Genomic DNA, 19,005 nt, shown 5'->3' on the forward strand with positions numbered 1-19,005 from the left:
TCCCCATGGAACATTCCACTGCGCCCTCCAGCGCACCCTCGCCCATCACCGAACTGGTCGCGCGCGCCCGCGCCGCGCAACGCATCTGCGCCACCTGGTCGCAGGCGCAGGCGGACACCGCCGTGACTGCGGCCGGCTGGGCCATCATCGAGCCGGCGCGCAACCGCGAACTGGCCGAGTTGGCCGTGGCCGACACCGGCATGGGCTGCGTTCAGGACAAGGTGCTGAAAAACCACCGCAAGACCTTCGGCCTGCTGCGCGACCTGCACGGTGCGCGCTCGGTCGGCGTGATCGGCCAAGACCCGGCGCGCGGCATCGTCGAGATCGCGCGCCCCGTTGGCGTGGTGTGCGCCATCACGCCCTCGACCAACCCGGGCGCGACGCCGGCCAACAAGATCATCAATGCGCTCAAGGGGCGCAACGCGGTCGTCGTCGCGCCCTCGCCCAAGGGCTGGTCGACGGCGGCGCGGCTGATCGGGTTCATCCACGCGCAGTTCGATCGCATCGGCGCGCCGCGCGACCTGGTGCAACTGCTGCCTGGGCCTATCGACAAGCAGGCGACGGGCGAACTGATGCGCCTGTGCGACCTGGTGGTGGCCACCGGCTCGCAGGCCAATGTGCGCGCGGCTTATGCCAGCGGCACGCCGGCCTTCGGCGTGGGTGCGGGCAACGTGGCCGGCATCGTCGACGAAACGGCCGACGTGCACGCAGCGGCTGAGCGCATCGTGCGCTCCAAGACCTTCGACAACGCGACCAGTTGCTCGTCGGAGAACAGCCTGGTGATCGTCGATGCGGTGCGTGCGCCGATGCTCGCGGCGCTCGCAGAGCGCGGCGCGGTCATGCTCACGGCCGCGCAGAAGGCCACGCTGCAGGCGCTGATGTGGCCCGGGGGCAAACTCTCGGCGGCCGTCATCGGCCAGTCGGCGCGCTCGATTGCCGAGCGCGCGGCGGCCCTGGACGACGCCCAGTGCGCGGGCTGGCTGGCGCTTGCCGCGACCGGTCCGCGCATCCTGATGGTGGCCGAAGACGGCGCAGGCCATGGGCATCCGTTTTCGGGCGAAAAGCTCAGCCCCGTGCTCGCCATTCATGGCGCGCAAAATTTCGCCGCCGCCGCAGCCATGGTCGAGCGCATCTACGCCCATGAAGGCGCCGGCCACTCGGTGGGCCTGCACAGCGCCCTGCCCGAACGCGCGCTCACGCTGGGCCTGACGCTGCCGGTGGCGCGCGTGATCGTCGACCAGGCGCACAGCATCGCCACCGGCGGCAGCTTCGACAACGGGCTGCCCTTCTCGCTCTCCATGGGCTGCGGCACCTGGGGCAAGAACAGCTTCTCGGACAACCTGAACTACCGCCACTACCTGAACATCACGCGGGTGTCGCGGCCGATACCGGAGCAGATGCCGAGCGCAGACGAGATCTTCGGCGACTTCTTCGCAAGGCACGGTGCGCAGTGAGCCGGCCGGCCGTCCCCACCGCTCCCGCCGCTCCCGCCGCCCTCACCGTCCACGCGCTGATCGGGCGACAGGCGGCGCAGCGGCCACAGGCCGTGTACGCCTGCGCCACGGAAAGCGGGCACCAGATCACCTACGGCGACCTGGCGGGCAGTTGCCTTCTGGTCGCGGCCCTGCTGCGCAGCCATGGCCTGCGGCCGGGCGATACGGTCGCGCTGGTCATGCCCAACGGCCTGCAAACGCTGCGCCTGCTGCTCGGTGCGATGCACGGCGGCTTCTGCGTGAACCCGGTCAACCTGCTGTTGCAGCCCGAGCAGATGCGCGCCGTGCTCGCGCATTCCGATTGCCGCGCGGTCTGCGTGGCGCCCGACCGGCAAGCCCAGGTGCGCCCGTTGCTGCAAGGCCTCGACCGCCCGGTGGCGCTGATCGTGGTCGACCCCGATGCGCAAACGCTGCCAGGCCCGGACCGGCTGCCGGCGAACGCCGCCAGCGCATCCAACGCCGCCGACGCAGCGCCGCCCGCGCCCGAGGCGGTCGCGCTACTGATGTACACCTCCGGCACCACGGGCCAGCCCAAGGGCGTGCTGCTCACGCAGCGCAACCTCGCGCTCAACGCGCAGGCCATCGGCGCCGAGCACGAACTCTCGCCCGTCGACCGCGTGCTCGCGGTGCTGCCGCTGTACCACATCAACGCCCTGGTCGTGACCATGCTGGCACCGCTGGCACATGGCGGCAGCCTTGCGCTGGCGCCGAAGTTCTCTGCCGGGCGCTTCTGGGAGCAGGCCGCGCGCGCGCAGTGCAGTTGGATCAACCTGGTGCCGACCATGATTTCCTATCTGCTCGAAGGCCCCCGGCCAGCGCTGGCGCAGACGGCGGCCATCCGCTTTTGCCGCTCGGCCTCGGCGGCGCTGCCGCCCGGGCAGCACCGCGCCTTCGAGCAGAAGTTCGGCATCGGCATCGTCGAGACCATGGGCCTGACCGAGACCGCAGCGGCGTCGTTCTCCAACCCGATGAACCCTGCCGCGCGCAAGCCCGGCTCGGTGGGCCGCGCCTCGGGCTGCATGGCCGGCGTGGTGGATGCGGCGCTGGCCGCAGTGCGCAACGGCGTGACCGGAGAGCTCGTGATCAGCGGGCCGAACGTGATGCCCGGCTACTACAAGAACGAGCCGGCCACCCGCGCCAGCTTCACGCCCGATGGCTGGCTGCGCACCGGCGACCTCGGCCATCGCGACGCAGACGGCTTCTTCTTCGTCACCGGCCGGATCAAGGAACTGATCATCAAGGGCGGCGAGAACATTGCGCCGCGCGAGATCGACGAGGCGCTGCTGCGCCACCCTGCGGTGCTCGACGTTGCAGCGGTCGGCGTGCCCGACCGCCACTACGGCCAGGAAATCGGCGTCTGCATCGTGCTGCGTGCCGGCATGTCCTGCACGCAAGAGGAACTGCGCGCCTTCAGCGCTGCCGCGCTCGGCCGCTACAAGGCCCCGGGCCATTACCGCTTCGTGACCGATCTGCCGCGCGGGCCTTCCGGGAAAGTGCAGCGCCTGAAGCTGCTGGCGCTGTTCGAGACCTGACGCCGCGCCGCAGTTGGCGTTGGCGCTGGCTCTGACCGGCTGCGGGAGGCATCCGGGTAATCACTGAAAATGGAACATTGAGTTCCAAAAAATAACAACCTAAGATGCACACTATCGGAACGAAAGGTTCCACTTTCAGGTTGCTTTCATGTGTGACGAAGAGTTCGACTACATCGTCGTCGGCGCCGGATCGGCCGGCTGCGTGCTCGCCGGCCGGTTGAGCGAAGACCCGGCGCTGCAGGTGCTGCTGCTCGAAGCCGGGCCGCCCGACAGGTCACTGTGGCTGCACCTGCCGATCGGCTACGGCAAGACGATGTGGAACCCGGCCTACAACTGGCGCTTCAGCACCGACCCCGACCCGAACCTGCATGGCCGCCGCATCTACTGGCCGCGCGGCAAGACGCTGGGCGGCTCCAGCGCGATCAACGGGCTGATCTACATCCGTGGCCAGCGCCAGGACTACGACCACTGGGCCGCGCTCGGCAACCAGGGCTGGGGCTACGACGATGTGCTGCCCTACTTCATCCGCTCCGAAGGCAACCAGCGCGGCGCAAACGCCTGGCACGGCGGCGCCGGGCCGCTGAGGGTGTCGGACATCGCGGCCAGGCACGAACTCATCGAAGCCTTCATCGCCGGCGCGCAGCAGACCGGCGTGCCGCGCACCCGGGACTTCAACGGCGCCACGCAGGAAGGCGCCGGCTACTACCAACTGACGACGCACGAGGGCTGGCGCTGCAGCACGGCCACGGCCTACCTGACACCGGCCAAGCGCCGCCCCAACCTGCGCATGCTCACCGGGGCGCTGGCCTGCCAACTGGTGTTCGAGGGCCGGCGCGCCGTCGGCGTCAGCTATCGGCACGGCGGCCGGATCAAGACCGCGCGCTGCCGGGCCGAACTGCTGCTGTCGGCCGGGGCCATACAGTCGCCTCAATTGCTGCAGTTATCGGGCATAGGGCCGCGCGCGCTGCTCGAGCGCTCGGGGCTCCCGGTGGTGCACGAATTGCCCGGCGTCGGCGAGAACCTGCAAGATCACCTGCAGATTCGTCTCGGCTACGAGTGCACCAAGCCCATCACCACCAACGACCAGCTCAATGGCTGGTTCGGCCGGTTGGGCATGGGCCTGGCCTGGCTGCTGCGACGCGCTGGCCCGCTGGCCGTCGGCATCAACCAGGGCGGCTGCTTCATGCGCGCCCTCAAGGATGCCAACGGCCAACCGGCGGCGGCCAGGCCCGACATACAGTTTCACGTCGCCACGCTCTCGGCCGACATGGCCGGCGGCAAGGTGCATCCGTATTCGGGCTTCACGATGTCGGTGTGCCAGTTGCGGCCCGAGTCGCGCGGCCATGTCCGCATCCGCTCGCCCGACGCCGCCGAGCCGCCCGCGATACAGCCGAACTACCTGGCCACCGCGCTCGACCGCGCAACCACCGTGGCCGGCGTGCAGGCTGCGCGCGCGATTGCCGAGACGCCCGCGCTCGCCCCCTATGTCAAGCGTGAAGTGCAGCCCGGGCCGCAGGCCGCGAGCGCCGCCGAGTTGCTCGATTTCTGCCGCCACCACGGCGCCACCATCTTCCATCCCGTCGGCACCTGCCGCATGGGCAATGACCCGCTGGCCGTGGTCGATGCGCGCCTGCGCGTGCACGGCATCGCGGGCCTGCGGGTGATCGATGGTTCGGCGATGCCGACGCTGGTCTCGGGCAACACCAATGCGCCCATCGTGATGATGGCCGAGAAGGCCGTCGACCTGATCCGGCAAGACGCCAGGGCACTTTAGTGTCGCGTCACTGGCCGCCGGTTTTTCCTGCCCCGCTTCACCCCGACCGCGAGCGCCCGCAGAGGCGGCGGCCACGACAACCGATCGACAACCGATCATCGGAGACAAACACATGAACACGAGCGCCAGCGACCGGAAAGCGATTCGCAGGGTGGTGATTTCGGCCCTGGTGGGCGCCACCATCGAGTGGTATGACTTTTTTCTGTACGGCGTGGTGGCCGGCATCGTGTTCAACAAGCTCTACTTTCCGGGCAGCGATCCGGTGGTCTCGACCCTGCTGGCCTACACCACCTTCGCCGTGGGCTTCGTCACGCGGCCGCTGGGCGGCGTGATCTTTGGCCACTTCGGCGACAGGATCGGCCGGAAGAGCATGTTGATCATCACGCTGATGATCATGGGCGTGGCCACCTTCCTGATCGGGCTGGTGCCCACCTACGCGCAGATCGGCATTGCCGCGCCGCTGCTGTTGCTGCTGCTGCGCATCGCGCAGGGCATAGGCCTGGGCGGCGAATGGGGCGGCGCGGTGCTGATGGCCTACGAGTACGCGCCCAAGGAGCAGCGCGGCTGGTACGCCTCGCTGCCGCAGATCGGGCTGGCCATCGGCCTGTGCCTGGCCTCGGGCGTGGTCGCGCTGCTGTCGGGCCTGCTCAGCGACGCGCAGTTCCTCTCGTGGGGCTGGCGCATCGCCTTCCTGATCTCGGGCGCGATGGTCGGGGTGGGCCTGTACATCCGCCTGCATGTGCAGGAAACGCCCGAGTTCGCGGCCGTGAAGGCGCGCAACGCCGAGTTGCGCGTTCCGTTCATCGACATGCTCCGCCGCTACCCCGGCAACGTGCTCAAGGGCATGGGCGCGCGCTACATCGACGGCGTGTTCTTCAACATCTTCGGCGTGTTCTCGATCAACTACCTGACCGGCACGCTCAGCGTTAGCCGCACCGACGCCTTGCTGGGCGTGATGGCCGCAGCGGTGGTGATGATCTTCTTCATCCCCTTTTTCGGCCGGCTCTCGGACCAGCTCGGGCGCAGCAGGGTTTTCATGTGGGGTTCGCTGATCACCGCCTCGTCGGCGTTCCCGGGCTTTTGGCTGATGACCCACAGCGGCGGCAACATGGCCTTGGTCTGGCTCGCGATCATCGTGCCCTTCGGCATCCTGTACGCCTCGGTGTACGGACCGGAGGCGGCCCTGTTCTGCGAGCTGTTCGATGCCAAGGTGCGCTACACGGGCATCTCCTTCGTCTACCAGTTCTCGGGCATTTTTGCCTCCGGCATCACGCCGATCATCGCCACCGCGCTGCTCAAGTCGGGCGGCGGCCAGCCCTGGCAAATCTGCCTGTACCTGCTGTTCGCGGGCGCGGTGTCGGCGCTGTGCGCATGGCTCATCGGGCGCAGTCCGGCACCCGGGCCGGCGCCGGCTACATGCGCCCTTTCCAGGGCACCAGACGGCGCTCGAGCCAGCGCATCAGCAGGTCGAACAGGTACGCCACCACCCCGATGACGATGATGCCCATGATGACGATGTCGGTGCGCAGGAAGTTCGACGCATTCAGCACCATCTGCCCCAGGCCAATGTCGGCGGCCACCATCTCGGCAGCCACCAGCGTGGTCCAGCCAAAGCCGATGGCGATGCGCATGCCCACCAGGATCTCGGGCAGCGCCGACGGCAAGATCACATGGCCGATCAGTTGCATGTAGCTTGCGCCCAGCGAATACGCGGCATTGATCTGCTCCTGCGACGCGCTGCGCATGCCCTGCCGCGCGGCCAGCGCCAGCGGCGCGAAACAGCTCAGAAAGATCAGCAGCACCTTGGGCAGTTCATCGATGCCGAACCAGATGATGATCAGCGGCAGGTAGGCCAGCGGCGGCAGCGGCCGATAAAACTCCAGCGGCGGATCGACGATGCCGCGCCACCAGCGGCTCATGCCCATCGCAATGCCCACCGGTATGGCCGTGGCGCAGGCCAGCAAGAAGGCCGAGAACACGCGCAACATGCTGGCCAGGAAATGCTGCCACAGCGGCTTGTCGTTGGCCTGGCCGGTCAGGTATTGGCAAAACTGCGCAAACACCGCCTGCGGCGTCGGCAGGAACAGCGGCGAGACCCGGCCCGTGTTCGTGACGATGAACCACAGCGCGAACAGCACCAGCACCGTGGCCACGCTGATGGCCAGGCTGGGCCCCTCGCCCGGCATCTCGAAGGCGCTGGTCTTGGGCTTGGCGCCGGCCGGCGCGGCCATGCCGCCTTCAGGCGCGCCCGGCCGCCCGGCGTCAGACATGCCGGGCCTCGCGCTGATGGATGATCGAGAGCACTTCTTCGCGCATGTGGATGAATTGCGGCTGCGACTTGACCATGCGCGCATCGCCGTGCGCGAGGAACTGGCGCGAGAACGGCAACTGTTCGCAGACATGCGCAATGCGCCCCGGGCTGGGGCTCATCACGATCAGGCGCGTGGCCAGGAACAGCGCCTCCTCCACCGAGTGCGTGATGAAAAACACCATCTTGTTCGACTGCGCCCAGGCCCGGAGCACAATCTCCTGCACCTGCTCGCGCGTGAATGCGTCGAGCGCCCCCATGGGCTCGTCCATCAACAGCAAGGCCGGGTCGCTGGCCAGCGCGCGCGCAATGCCCACGCGCTGCTGCATGCCGCCCGACAGTTGGTGCACCGCGTGCCCGGCGTACTGCTGCAGGCCGACCAGCGCCAGCTTTTCTTGGGCAATGCGCTCGCGCCCGGCCCGGCCCATGCCGGCCAGCCGCAGGCCCAGCGCCACGTTGTCGAGCACGTTGAGCCAGGGCATCAGCGCGTGCTTTTGAAACACCACGCCACGCTCGGCGCCCGGCCCGGTCACCGGTGTGCCGTCGAGCAATATCTGGCCGCTCGACGGCCGCAAAAAGCCCGCGATGCAGTTCAGCAGCGTGGTCTTGCCGCAGCCGGAGGCGCCCAGCGCGACGACGAAATCGCCGCCCTGCAGCGTCAGGTCGACCGGGGCCAGCGCTTGCAGCGTGCCGCCCTTGACCGCGTAGTTCACCGTCAGGTCGGAAATGACCAGTTCGGGCATCCGGGCGCCCCTGGCCTACTGGCGCATCGCCTTGTCGACATAGACCGTGGTGACGTAGGCGCCGTAGTCGGGCCGAACCTCCTGCACCCGGCCCTGCTCTTTCAGGAACGCCGCCGTGCCCGCCATGGCCTTGGCCGCGCCGCCGCCCAGCCAGGTCGGCGAGACCTGCTCGGCCAGCGTCGGAAAGTAGTAGCGCGCCATCGCCGGGCCTACGTCCCTGGGGTCGGCGCGGGACCACTTGGCCATCGCCTTGATCTGCGGCGAATCGGGCGCCCAGTGCTTGCCGCCGGCCTTGTATTCCTCGTTGGCGCGGTTGAGCGCCTTGACGAAGGCGATCATGAAAGCCTCGTTGGCCGCAGCCCATTTGGCATTCACCACGATGCCCTCGAAGGTCGGCGCGCCGCGCTGGCCGATGCTGCCCGAGCTGGCGATGACCCGGCCCTGCTCCTTGATCCTGGACAGCACCGGGTCCCAGATGAAGGCGGCGTCGATGTCGCCGCGCTCCCATGCGGCCGCGATTTCGGGCGGGCGCATGTTCATCACGTTCACGCCCTTGGGATCGACGCCATCCATCTTCATGCCGGCCATGAGCTGGTAATGCGCGGTCGAGACGAACGGCGTGGCCACCTTCTTGCCCGCCAGGTCCTGCATGCGGGCGATGCCCGAGTCCTTGCGCGCAACGAGTGCCTCGGCATTCGCGATGTCGGCCGAGATCCAAAAGAGCTGGATGCCCTGCCCCTGGCTGGCCGCCGCCGTCAGCGGGCTGGAGCCGGTCTCGCCCATCTGCACGGCGCCCGAAGCCATCGCGCGGATGACATCGCCACCCCCGGCGAACATGCGCCAGTGGATCTTGTAGCCGGTGGCCCTCTCGAGCTCGCCCGACTCCATCACCAGGCGCAGCGGCACCAGCATGTCCTGGTGGGCGAAGGTCAGCGCTTTGGTTTGCTGCGCGCCGGCGCTGCCGCACAGGGCGCCCAGCATGGCGGCCAGGAGGCTCCAGTGCAGCCACAGGCGCAATCGGCAGAGGGCAGGAAATGGGCGCAATGAGGTCATCGGGAGGCTCCGGCAGATGCATCTGGCCGCGACTTTGCACCGATTGCCTGGCGCCAGAAAGTACCAGCACCGATGCGCGCATGGAGCCAGCCGGTGCCGTTCTGGTGCATCGGCGGGCACTAGTGTCGTGTCACCGATCATCTGTCGGTCCGCGCTGGCCATCGAAGCGCATCGCGGCGTTGCATCGCTTGCCAATACGCTCGGTATTGGCCGCGCGATGCGCCTTGCGCTGCGCTCCGATGGCTGCGCGCAGCCTACGACATCTGATCCGTGACGCGACACTGGCGCGGTGCGTCGTTTCAGTGGGCGCGGTGGGCAGCGGGCCGTTTCTCGCCGCAAGCCCAGGCCAGATCCTGCACCGCCATGCCCAACGCCCGAATTCCCGCCGGAATCTGCGCCGCCGCAATCGAAGACAGCCGCAGCCGGAAGAACGGACAGGGATAGGGGGGCTTGGCGAAAAACACATCGCCGGCCTCGATCAGCACCCCGTGGTTGCGCGCCATCAGCGACAGCCCGGGGGCATCCACCCAGTCCGGCGCCTGCACCCAGATCGAAGCCCCGCCCGAGGGCAGGCGGAACCGGAAATCGGGCAAAAGCTCGCGCAAAGCCTGGGCCACCAGAGCCAGCCGTTCCTGCAACGCCTGGTTGACCCGCCGGGTATGCGACTCGTGGTGCCCGAGCGAAAGAAACAGCGCATACGCATGCTGCAAAAACGCGCTCGGATGCCGCACCATCGCATGCCGGATGACCCGCAATTCCTTGATCAGCGCGCGCGGCGCGACGATGAAGCCCAGCCGCAATGCGGGCGAGAGGTTCTTCGACACCGAGCCGACGTAGATCACCCGCCCGGTCTTGTCCAGGCTTTTGAGCGCGGGCATGGGCCGGCCCTGGTACAGGTTCTCGGCCTCGTAGTCGTCTTCGATGATCACGAAGTCCTGCAACTCGGCCTTGCGCAACAGCCATTGCCGCCGCGCAAGGCTCAGGATGGCCGTGGTCGGACTCTGGTGCGAGGGCGTCACGAACAGGTAGTCGGCCGCCGGCAGCGCATCGACCACCAGCCCGTCCTCGTCGACATCGATCGCGACCCAGCGGGGCTGCCGCAGCGAGAAACTGTTGCGCGCATGGGGATGCCCGGGCTCTTCCAGTCCGACGCGCGTGCGCTCGTCGAACAGCGCCTCGGCCAGCAGGTAGTACGCATGCTGCGCGCCCATCGTGACGAGGATCTCCTCCTTGGGCGCGAACACGCCGCGCTGGGGCAGCAAGCGCGTGCGGATCTGCTCGATCAGGTCGGGCACGTCGCTGGTCTCCAGGTCCGGCGTCCAGTGCGGCAGATGCGAGCGCGCCAGGCTGCGGGCGCAGCACTCGCGGAAATCCTCGGTCGGAAAAAGCTGCTGGTCGTAGTTGCCGTAGACGAAAGGGTAGGGATAGTCGCGCCAGCGGTCGGGCTTGGACAGCGTGGGCTTGTCCAGCAGCGAGCGCAGCACCCGCTGCGACCAGTCGGGCGGCGCGCTGGCCTGCCCGTTGCGCCCGCGCAGCGGCTCGGCATGTGCCGCCGACAGCGGCCGCGCATCGCGCGCCACGAACACGCCGCTGCGCGCACGCGCTTGCAAAAAGCCTTCGTCGATCAGTTGCAGGTAGGCCGAGGTGACGGTGTTGCGGCTCAGGCCGAGCAGCGCCGCCAGCTCGCGCGAGGACGGCAGCAGCGCCCCGGGGCGCAGGTGTTCTTCCAGAATCGCCCGGACCACGGCCGTGCGCAAACGCGCTTGCAACGGCAATGCCGGCTGCTCGGGCAGCGCAAAGAGCTGCGTCCATTGAGTGGCTCTCGGGTTGCGGGGCATGGTGCGCCGCAGTGTAGGGCAGGCATGTCGAACCGTGACGCTCTGGCGCGCTCGAATCCCGGCATCTGGCCCTATCGCGCCGGTCGCCGCCTGGCCTACCCTCGGGGCCTTGTCATCCTGGAAAAAAGCAGCCCGAAACCCGCATGGACAGCGGGTTTGACCGGTTTCACCGCGCGCCCGGCTGCGCTTTTCAGGTTCTTTTTCCGAAAGCCTCCGCGTGACTGCACAGCAAGCCCTTTCCCTCCCCGTGACCGGCCCCGTGACCGGCTCCGTGACCCACCCCATGACCGGCCCCGTGACCAGCGCCACCCTGGCCGCTTTCAGCGCTGCCTGGAACCGCCACGACATCGACGCCCTGATGGACTTCATGAGCACCGATTGCATCTTCCAAAGCGCCGCCGGCCCCGACGCCTGCGGCAGCCGCCATGTCGGCGCACAGGCCGTGCGCCAGGCCTTTGCCGCCGTCTGGCACGCCGTGCCCGATGCGCAGTGGGTGGACGGCCGGCACTTCGTGCATGGCGACTTTGGCGTTTCGCAGTGGAACTTCACCGGCACCGCCGCCGACGGCAGCCGCATCGAGGCCGACGGCATCGATGTGTTCACCTTCAGGGACGGAAAAATCCACCTGAAGAACGTGTTCCGCAAGGTGCGCCCGAACCTGCCCGCGCCCCGGTGACAGCGATGCGCACGAGCACCGCAGCAGACATCCGGGGCATGGCCAGCGCCGCGCCGATGGCGCCACCGGCAGCCCTTGCACACCCCTCGCCCCCCTCGCCCCCCTCGCCTCCATTGCGCCCCTACGACCCGCAGTACGACCCGCTGCACGCGCGCGACCCCGGCACCGGCTGCGCCTATGCGCCCACCTGGTGGGTGGCCAGCGCCGGCCAGCCGCCCGGGGACGACGGCCCGCTGGTGCGCGACATCGATGTCGATGTGGCCGTCATCGGGTCGGGCAGCACCGGCCTGTCGACCGCGCTGTACCTGGCGCAGGAGCATGGCATCCGCGCGACCGTGCTCGAAGCCAACCAGACCGCCTGGGGCTGCTCGAGCCGCAGCGGCGGCCAGGGCCAGAACGCCGGCGGCCGGCTCAAGCGCTCGCAGTGGATCGCGCGCTGGGGCCTGGACACGGCCAGGAAGCTCGACGCGGAAATTCGCAGCGGCTTCGAGAACTTTCGCCACCTGAGCCGCCAGATCGACTGCGAGGCCCATGACGGCGGCCACCTCTACCTGGCGCACCGGCGCGAGAAACTCGCCGGCCTCGACGCCGAGGCCCGGCTGATGCGCGAGACCTTCGGCTACGCCACGCGCATGCTGAGCGCCGAGCAAGTGCGGCAAGACTACTGCGACGAGCGCGAGGCCGTCGGCGCCATGTTCGAGCCTGAAGGCGTGGGCATCCACCCGCTCAAGTTCAGTTTCGGCCTGATGCGCAAAGCGCGCGCGCTCGGCGTGACGGTCCATACCGCAAGCCCGGTGCAGGGCTGGCACAGCGCCGCCGGCTGGCAGCATCTGCAAACACCCGCCGGCCTGGTGCGGGCGCGGCGCGTGGCGGTATGCACCGGCGGCTACACGGGCCAGACGCTCAACCCGCTGCTCAAGGACCGGGTCATGCCGATCCTGTCGAACTCGGTGGTCACGCGGGTGCTCAGCCCGGCCGAACTGGCCGCCACCAACTTCAGGACCGAAACCTTCCTGACCGATACGCGCACGCTGCGCTTTTACTACCGCTTGCTCAGGGACAAGCGGCTGCAGATCGGCAGCCGCAGCGCGGTCAGCGGCGCCGATGCCGAGCACCCGGCGCACCTGCGGCTGCTGACCGACGCCATTGCGCGCAAGTTCCCGCCGCTGGCCGGCATCCGCATCGACTACTCGTGGTGGGGCTGGGTCGACATGAGCCACGACATGATGCCGCGCATCACCCAGCCCGATGCGCAGCAAAAAATCTGGTACGCGCTGGGCTATGGCGGCAACGGCGTGTCGTTCTCGACCTGGGCCGGCAAGCGGCTGGCCGAGCGCGTGGCGGGCAAGGACGGCGGCCGGGAACTGTTCGATCTGCCGATCTATCGCTCGCCTTTGCCTTTCCCGAACCTGATGGGCCTGGCTCAGACGCAGGCCCTGGCGCCTTTTCGCCGCATCGGCCAGCGCATGCTCTACCAGTGGTACTGGCTGCGTGACGAGAAGTAGCCGCCTCCTCTAGTGTCGCGTCACCGATCATCTGTCGGTCTGCGCTGGCCATCGAAGCGCATCGCGGCGTTGCATCGCTTGCCAATACAGCTCGGTATGGGCTGCGCGATGCGCCTTGCGCTGCGCTCCGATGGCTGCGCGCAGCCTACGACATCTGATCGGTGACGCGACACTAGCCTGCGCCCGCCAGCGGGCCGCGCACCGGCGTTGCGCATTCCCGCAGATGGTGCAACGGCGCAGCGCACAACGGGACAAACCCGTGCTTTCTGGCCCTGCAGGTTGCCTGCGTTTGGCTCTTCGCCGGCACGCGGCGAGCGCCTATCGTCCGGGTTCGTCCGGGCGACAGGGCTTCTTGCCCTGCCGCATTCCCGGGAGCCGATCCGGATTGCGATTGCTCGCACCCCACTTTCAGAGGTCTTGCCATGCCCCTTCTTGCCCGTTGCACATGCCGCGCCGCCTTGCTCGGCATCGGCGCCCTGCTCTCGCTGGCGCAGCCGGCCCTGGCGGCCGATCAACCCAAGCGCGGCGGCACGCTGGTGATCGGCAGCACACAGACGCCGCGCCACCTGAACGGCGCGGTGCAGTCGGGCGTCGCCACCGGCCTGTCCTCGACGCAGATCTTCGCCAGCCCGCTGCGCTTCGACGGGCAGTGGAACCCGCAGCCTTACCTGGCCCAATCGTGGCGGTTGGCCGACGACGGCAAATCGCTCACGCTCGGGCTGCGCAAGGACGCGCTGTTTCACGACGGCAAGCCGGTCACCTCGGCCGATGTGGCTTTTTCGATCATGGCGATCAAGGCCAACCACCCGTTCAGCACCATGTTCGGCCCGGTCGAGAAGGTCGACACGCCCGACCCGCACACCGCCATCATCCGCATGAGCGTGCCGCACCCGGCCATCGTGCTGGCGATGTCGCCAGCCCTTTGCCCGATTCTTCCCCGGCATATCTACGGCGACGGCCAGGACCTGAAGAACCACCCGCGCAACAGCACCGACCCGGTAGGCTCGGGCCCGTTCCGGGTCACCGAATTCCAGCCGGCGCAGCGCGTGGTGCTCGAGCGCTTCGAGCGCTTTTTCCTGCCCGGCCGGCCCTATCTGGACAAGGTGATCGTCAGCATCACGCTCGACCGGGCCAGTCTGGTCCTGGGGCTCGAGCGCGGCGACATACAGATGCTGCCCTTCGTCACGCAGTCCACCGACCTCAAGCGCCTGGCCAGCGACCCGAGGCTGTCGCTCACGTCCAAGGGCTATGACGGCATGGGCCCGCTCAACTGGCTGGCCTTCAACACGGCAAAGCAGCCGCTGTCGCACTTGCAGGTGCGCAAGGCCATCGCCACGGCCATCGACAAGAACTTCATCACCCGGGCGCTGATGGGCGGCTTTGCCACCGTGTCCGACGGGCCGCTGGTGGCCAACAGCCCGTTTGCCGCGTCCGACCTGGTGCGCTACCCGTTCGATCTGAAAAAAGCCGGCGCGATGCTCGACGCGGCGGGCTACAAGGCCGGCGCGAACGGCGAGCGCTTCAGGCTCGGCCTGGACTACCTGCCCGGCAACGAAGACCAGCAAAAGAACGTGGCCGAGTACATCCGCGGCCAGCTCAAGAAGGTGGGCATCACGGTCGAGATGCGCGCCTCGGCCGACTTTCCGGCCTGGGCCCGGCGGATGGCCGCGCACGACTTCGACCTGTCGATGGACATGGTGTTCAACTGGGGCGACCCGGTCATCGGCGTGCACCGCACCTACCTGTCGAGCAACATCAAACCCATCGTCTGGACCAACACCCAGTCCTACGCCAACCCCAAGGTCGACGAATTGCTCCACACCGCCGGCAGCCTGATCGACCCGGCGCAGCGCAAAGCCCATTACGCCGCCTTCCAGAAGATCGTGACCGACGAGCTGCCGATCCTGTTCATCAACCAGGTGCCCTACCACACCATCACCAGCAAGAAGCTGGCGCAGGTGCCGACCTCGATCTGGGGGCCGATGTCGCCGCTGGACGAGGTCTACTACAAGTGAGGGGCGGCGCCGTGGCCCTGACAGGTCTGTCCGGTATGCCGGGCATGTTGCGCCACACCGCCGCGCGGCTGCTGCAGGCCGCCGGCCTGGTGCTCGCGGTGGTGGTGCTGAACTTCGTGCTGGTGCACGCCGCGCCGGGCGACCCGGTGGAAACCATCGCCGGCGCCAGCGGCGGCATGTCGCCCGAGCTGATGGCGCAGTTGCGCCAGCAGTACGGGCTCGACCAGCCGCTGCCGGTGCAGTTGTGGGTCTACCTGGGCAAGGTGGTCCAGGGTGATCTGGGCCACTCGTATTTCTTCAACCAGCCGGTGGCGCAGATGATCGCCGCCCGCGTGCCGGCCACGCTGCTGCTGATGCTCAGCGCGGTGTCGCTGGCCTTCGGGGTGGGCACCGCGCTGGGCGTGCTGTCCGCGCGCAAGCCCAATGGCTGGCTGTCGCAGTTCATCACCGTGCTGTCGCTGGTGGGCTTTGCGGCGCCGGTGTTCTGGCTCGGGATCATGCTGGTGATCCTGCTGGCCTCGGTGCTGCCGATCTTGCCGGTGGCCGGCATGCGTTCGATCGACGCCAGCGGCGGCGGGATCGGGGATGTGCTCGACGTGGCCCACCACCTGGTGCTGCCGACGCTCACGCTCAGCCTGGTGTACCTGGCGCAGTACAGCCGGCTCGCGCGCTCGGCCATGCTCGACGTGCTGGGCGCGGACTTCATCCGCACCGCGCGCGCCAAGGGCCTGGCCGAGCGCGTGGTGCTCTACAGGCACGCATTGCGCAATGCGCTGCTGCCGGTGGTCACGGTGCTGGGGCTGCAATTTGGCAACATGCTGGCCGGCGCGATTCTGGTCGAGACGGTGTTCAACTGGCCGGGCCTGGGCCGGCTGGCCTTCGAGTCGGTGCTGCGGCGCGACTACCCGACCATCCTGGGCGTGCTGCTGTTCTCCTCCATCGTGGTGGTGGCGATGAACCAGATCACCGATCTGTGCTACCGCCTCATCGACCCGCGGATCAAGGCACCATGAGCGCAGCCCGGCCGCCCGAAGGCGCTCATACCGCAGCGCTGCCTGCCCCCGTCGTCCATGTCGAGCACCCGGGCGTCGAGGCGTTGCGCATGTTCCTGCGCAACCCTTCGGCCATCGCCGGCAGTGCGCTGCTGCTCGTGGTGCTGCTGGTCGCAATCGCCGGGCCGTGGTTGCTGCAGGCCGACCCCTTCGAGATCAGGGCGGCCCCGCTGACGCCGCCCTTTACCGGGCAGGCCTGGATCGGCACCGACTATCTGGGCCGCGATGTGCTGACCACGCTGGTCTACGGCGGGCGCGCCACGCTGCTGGTGGGCGCGGTGGCCGCCGCGTTGTCGGTGCTCACCGGCATCACGCTCGGCGCTTGCGCGGGCTACTACGGCGGCAAGCTCGATGCGGCGCTGATGAAGGTCACCGAATTCTTCCAGGTGCTGCCCGCGCTGCTGTTTGCGATGGTGGTGGTGACGCTGTTCTCGCCCACGCTGGTGACGGTGACGCTGGCCATAGGCTGCGTCAGTTGGACCGGCACCGCGCGCCTGACGCGCGCCGAGTTCATGAAGTACCGGGAACTGGAATTCGTGCGCGCCGAGCGGGCCATGGGCGCGCGCGACGCGCGCATCATCTGGCAGGTGATCTTGCCCAATGCGCTGCCGCCGCTGGTGGTCTCGGCCACGCTGGCCGTGGGGGTGGCGATCCTGTTCGAGGCCGGGCTGTCGTTCCTGGGCCTGGGCGATCCGAACCAGATGAGTTGGGGGCTGATGATAGGTTCGAGCCGGCAGTACGTGCTGTCTTGCTGGTGGGCCGTGGCCTTCCCGGGCGCTGCGATCTTCGTCACGGTGCTGGCCGTCAGCCTGATCGGCGACGGCCTGAACGATGCGCTGAACCCCAAGCTGAGGGAGCGCTGATGAGCACCGACGCACTCTTGCGCGTGCAGGACCTGCACGTCGAATTCAACACCCGGCGCGGCCAGGCGCTGGTGCTCGGCGGCGTGGACTTCGAGATCCGCACGGGCGAGACGCTGTGCGTGGTCGGCGAGTCGGGCTGCGGCAAGAGCATGACCGCGCTGGCGCTGCTGCGGCTGATTCCGTCGCCGCCGGGGCGCATCCGCAGCGGCCGCGTGCTGTTCCAGGGCGAAGACCTGGTGCAGGCCAGCCAGGCCCGCATGCGCCAGGTGCGCGGCAACCGCATCTCGATGATCTTCCAGGAGCCGATGAGCTCGCTGAACCCGGTGTTCAGCGTGGGCCGGCAGATCGGCGAATCGCTGCAACTGCATGCCGGCATGAACGCCGCGGCGGCGCGCCGGCAGGCCATCGCGCTGCTGCACCAGGTGGGCATTCCTGCGCCCGAGCGGCGCGTCGACGAATACCCGCACCAACTGTCGGGCGGCATGCGCCAGCGCGTGATGATCGCGATGGCGCTGGCCTGCCGGCCCGACATCCTGATTGCCGACGAGCCGACCACCGCGCTCGACGTGACGGTGCAGGCGCAAATCTTCGACCTGCTGCGCGCGCTGCAACGCGACAAGGGCACGGCCATCATGCTCATCACCCACGACATGGGCGTGGTCGCCGAAATGGCCGATCGCGTGCTGGTGATGTATGCCGGCCGCGTGATCGAGCAAGGCCGCAGCGAGCAGTTGCTGTCCGCGCCTGGCCACCCGTACACCCGCGGCCTGATCGACTGCCTGCCCCAGTTGGGCAGCAGCGCAGCCAGCGCGGATCAGCAACACCCGCCGCTGGCCGAAATCGCCGGCGTGGTGCCGTCGATCTGGGAACTCAGCCAGGGCTGCGCCTTCCGCGAGCGCTGCCCGCAGGCCATCGGGCGCTGCGCCGCCGAGCGGCCGCCGATGTTTTCGGTCAGCGGCCCCAAGGCCTCGAAGCCCGGTGGCTGCGCAGCCCCGAGGCCCGGCGCTCCAGAGGCCCCGGGCGCACCGCATGGCGCAGTCCACGCGCACCACGCGGCCTGCTGGCTGCACGCCCCGGAGGCCGCATGACAGGCATGACAGGCATGGCCGACACCGACCGGCTGCTCGCGGTCGACGATCTGAAGGTGCACTTTGCGCGCGGCAAGGCCGGCTGGGGCCGCAGGCCGGAAGTGGTCCGGGCGGTCGATGGCGTGTCCTTCGACATTCGCCGTGGCAGCACGCTGGCGCTGGTCGGCGAATCGGGCTCGGGCAAGAGCAGCACCGCGCTCGCGGTCATGCGGCTGACGCCGATCACCGCCGGCCGGATGCAGTTGGGCGCCACCGACCTGGCCGCGCTGCAAGGCCAGGCGCTGCGCCAGGCGCGCAAGCGCATGCAAATCATCTTCCAGGACCCGTTCTCCTCGCTCAACCCGCGCCAGCGCGCCGGCGCCGCCGTGCGCGCGCCGCTGGACCTGATGCAAGTGGGCCGGCCCGAAGAGCGCCCGCGCCGCGTGGCCGAGCTGTTTGCGGCCGTCGGCCTGCGGCCCGAGCAGCAGCAACTGTTTCCGCACCAGTTCTCGGGCGGACAACGCCAGCGCATCTGCATTGCGCGGGCGCTGGCCACGAACCCGGAACTGGTGGTGTGCGACGAGCCGGTGTCGGCGCTGGACATCGCGATCCGCGCGCAGATACTGAACCTGCTGGTCCGGCTGCAACGCGAGCGGGGCCTGACCTACCTGTTCATCTCGCACGACATGGCGGTGGTGGAACATATCTGCGACGCCATCGCCGTGATGTACCTGGGGCACATCGTCGAGCGCGCGCCACGGCGCAGCTTTTTTGCCCGGCCGCTGCACCCGTACAGCGTGGCGCTGATGTCGGCCGTGCCGACCGTCAGCGGCGCGCGCCGGCGCGCCGCCGACCGCATCCGGCTCACGGGCGATCCGCCCAGCCCGATCGATCCGCCCGAAGGCTGCCGCTTTGCCGGGCGCTGCCCGGTCGCCGAGCCGGCCTGCGCCGCCGAACTGCCGGCGCTGCGCGAAGTCGCGCCCGATCATTGGGTGCGTTGCCGGCGCGTCGCCGTGATCGACGGCCTGCCGCACCCGCCGCTTTCGATCCCCACGGCGCCATCGGCGCCATCAGCGCCATGAACGC

General features: G+C 68.8%; 17 protein-coding genes. 13 read left to right on the forward strand and 4 right to left on the reverse strand.

The window, feature by feature from the left end; translation table 11 throughout:
* Window positions 1-5 precede the first annotated feature (5 nt).
* The 4 genes from sauS to VEIS_RS20720 all read left to right on the forward strand — a co-directional run bounded on the left by sauS (window position 6) and on the right by VEIS_RS20720 (window position 6,294).
* Window positions 6-1,454, forward strand: a complete 1,449-nt coding sequence (sauS, locus tag VEIS_RS20705; RefSeq protein ID WP_011811972.1) for an acylating sulfoacetaldehyde dehydrogenase — start codon at window positions 6-8, stop codon at window positions 1,452-1,454.
* Window positions 1,451-3,025, forward strand: a complete 1,575-nt coding sequence (locus VEIS_RS20710; RefSeq protein WP_011811973.1) for an AMP-binding protein — start codon at window positions 1,451-1,453, stop codon at window positions 3,023-3,025. The genes sauS and VEIS_RS20710 overlap by 4 nt, the downstream gene beginning before the upstream one ends.
* A 148-nt stretch (window positions 3,026-3,173) precedes the next feature.
* Window positions 3,174-4,799: a GMC family oxidoreductase gene (locus VEIS_RS20715; protein ID WP_011811974.1), complete on the forward strand. Its 1,626-nt coding sequence runs from the start codon at window positions 3,174-3,176 to the stop codon at window positions 4,797-4,799.
* A gap of 112 nt (window positions 4,800-4,911) precedes the next feature.
* Complete coding sequence (locus VEIS_RS20720; RefSeq protein WP_011811975.1) at window positions 4,912-6,294, forward strand: MFS transporter; 1,383 nt, start codon at window positions 4,912-4,914, stop codon at window positions 6,292-6,294.
* On the opposite strand, the gene VEIS_RS20725 is transcribed toward VEIS_RS20720, so the two are convergent.
* From VEIS_RS20725 to tauA, 3 genes are read right to left on the reverse strand one after another with little or no spacing between them, the layout of a single operon-like run.
* A complete protein-coding gene (locus VEIS_RS20725; RefSeq protein WP_011811976.1) occupies window positions 6,212-7,030 on the reverse strand; it encodes an ABC transporter permease subunit in 819 nt (272 codons plus the stop codon). The genes VEIS_RS20720 and VEIS_RS20725 overlap by 83 nt on opposite strands.
* Before the next feature lie 31 nt (window positions 7,031-7,061).
* Window positions 7,062-7,850, reverse strand: a complete 789-nt coding sequence (locus tag VEIS_RS20730) for a taurine ABC transporter ATP-binding protein (RefSeq protein WP_011811977.1) — start codon at window positions 7,848-7,850, stop codon at window positions 7,062-7,064.
* Window positions 7,851-7,865: 15 nt separating this feature from the next.
* The gene (tauA, locus tag VEIS_RS20735; RefSeq protein ID WP_011811978.1) at window positions 7,866-8,831 is read right to left on the reverse strand and encodes a taurine ABC transporter substrate-binding protein; all 966 of its coding nucleotides are present in this window, start codon (window positions 8,829-8,831) and stop codon (window positions 7,866-7,868) included.
* Window positions 8,832-9,030: 199 nt separating this feature from the next.
* On the opposite strand from tauA, the gene VEIS_RS29960 reads away from it, so the two are divergent.
* The gene (locus tag VEIS_RS29960; protein WP_198138087.1) at window positions 9,031-9,177 is read left to right on the forward strand and encodes a hypothetical protein; all 147 of its coding nucleotides are present in this window, start codon (window positions 9,031-9,033) and stop codon (window positions 9,175-9,177) included.
* 25 nt (window positions 9,178-9,202) lie between these two features.
* On the opposite strand, the gene pdxR is transcribed toward VEIS_RS29960, so the two are convergent.
* On the reverse strand, window positions 9,203-10,741 hold the full coding sequence (pdxR, locus tag VEIS_RS20740; RefSeq protein WP_011811979.1) for a MocR-like pyridoxine biosynthesis transcription factor PdxR: 1,539 nt from the start codon (window positions 10,739-10,741) through the stop codon (window positions 9,203-9,205).
* A 283-nt stretch (window positions 10,742-11,024) separates the two neighbouring features.
* Between pdxR and VEIS_RS20745 the strand changes: the two genes are divergently transcribed.
* The 8 genes from VEIS_RS20745 (at window position 11,025) to VEIS_RS20775 (ending at window position 19,001) form a co-directional block, all read left to right on the forward strand.
* Entirely contained in the window at window positions 11,025-11,417 is a 393-nt protein-coding gene (locus VEIS_RS20745) for a nuclear transport factor 2 family protein (protein WP_041951126.1), read from the forward strand.
* Between the two features lie 56 nt (window positions 11,418-11,473).
* On the forward strand, window positions 11,474-12,922 hold the full coding sequence (locus VEIS_RS20750) for an NAD(P)/FAD-dependent oxidoreductase (RefSeq protein WP_049774098.1): 1,449 nt from the start codon (window positions 11,474-11,476) through the stop codon (window positions 12,920-12,922).
* Between the two features lie 12 nt (window positions 12,923-12,934).
* Window positions 12,935-13,087 carry a hypothetical protein gene (locus VEIS_RS27045; protein ID WP_157048417.1) on the forward strand — a complete coding sequence of 51 codons (153 nt, stop codon included), beginning with the start codon at window positions 12,935-12,937 and terminating at the stop codon, window positions 13,085-13,087.
* 257 nt (window positions 13,088-13,344) lie between these two features.
* Window positions 13,345-14,937 (forward strand): ABC transporter substrate-binding protein, encoded by a 1,593-nt coding sequence (locus VEIS_RS20755; protein WP_011811981.1) that lies wholly within the window; start codon window positions 13,345-13,347, stop codon window positions 14,935-14,937.
* A gap of 44 nt (window positions 14,938-14,981) precedes the next feature.
* The gene (locus tag VEIS_RS20760; RefSeq protein WP_041951127.1) at window positions 14,982-15,950 is read left to right on the forward strand and encodes an ABC transporter permease; all 969 of its coding nucleotides are present in this window, start codon (window positions 14,982-14,984) and stop codon (window positions 15,948-15,950) included.
* Window positions 15,947-16,852: an ABC transporter permease gene (locus VEIS_RS20765; protein ID WP_011811983.1), complete on the forward strand. Its 906-nt coding sequence runs from the start codon at window positions 15,947-15,949 to the stop codon at window positions 16,850-16,852. The genes VEIS_RS20760 and VEIS_RS20765 overlap by 4 nt, the downstream gene beginning before the upstream one ends.
* Window positions 16,852-17,940 carry an ABC transporter ATP-binding protein gene (locus VEIS_RS20770; protein WP_011811984.1) on the forward strand — a complete coding sequence of 363 codons (1,089 nt, stop codon included), beginning with the start codon at window positions 16,852-16,854 and terminating at the stop codon, window positions 17,938-17,940. Before VEIS_RS20765 ends, VEIS_RS20770 begins: the two co-directional genes overlap by 1 nt.
* 5 nt (window positions 17,941-17,945) lie before the next feature.
* Window positions 17,946-19,001 carry an ABC transporter ATP-binding protein gene (locus tag VEIS_RS20775; RefSeq protein WP_041950238.1) on the forward strand — a complete coding sequence of 352 codons (1,056 nt, stop codon included), beginning with the start codon at window positions 17,946-17,948 and terminating at the stop codon, window positions 18,999-19,001.
* Window positions 19,002-19,005 lie beyond the last annotated feature (4 nt).

Source organism: Verminephrobacter eiseniae EF01-2 (assembly GCF_000015565.1).
Taxonomy (GTDB): domain Bacteria; phylum Pseudomonadota; class Gammaproteobacteria; order Burkholderiales; family Burkholderiaceae_C; genus Acidovorax; species Acidovorax eiseniae.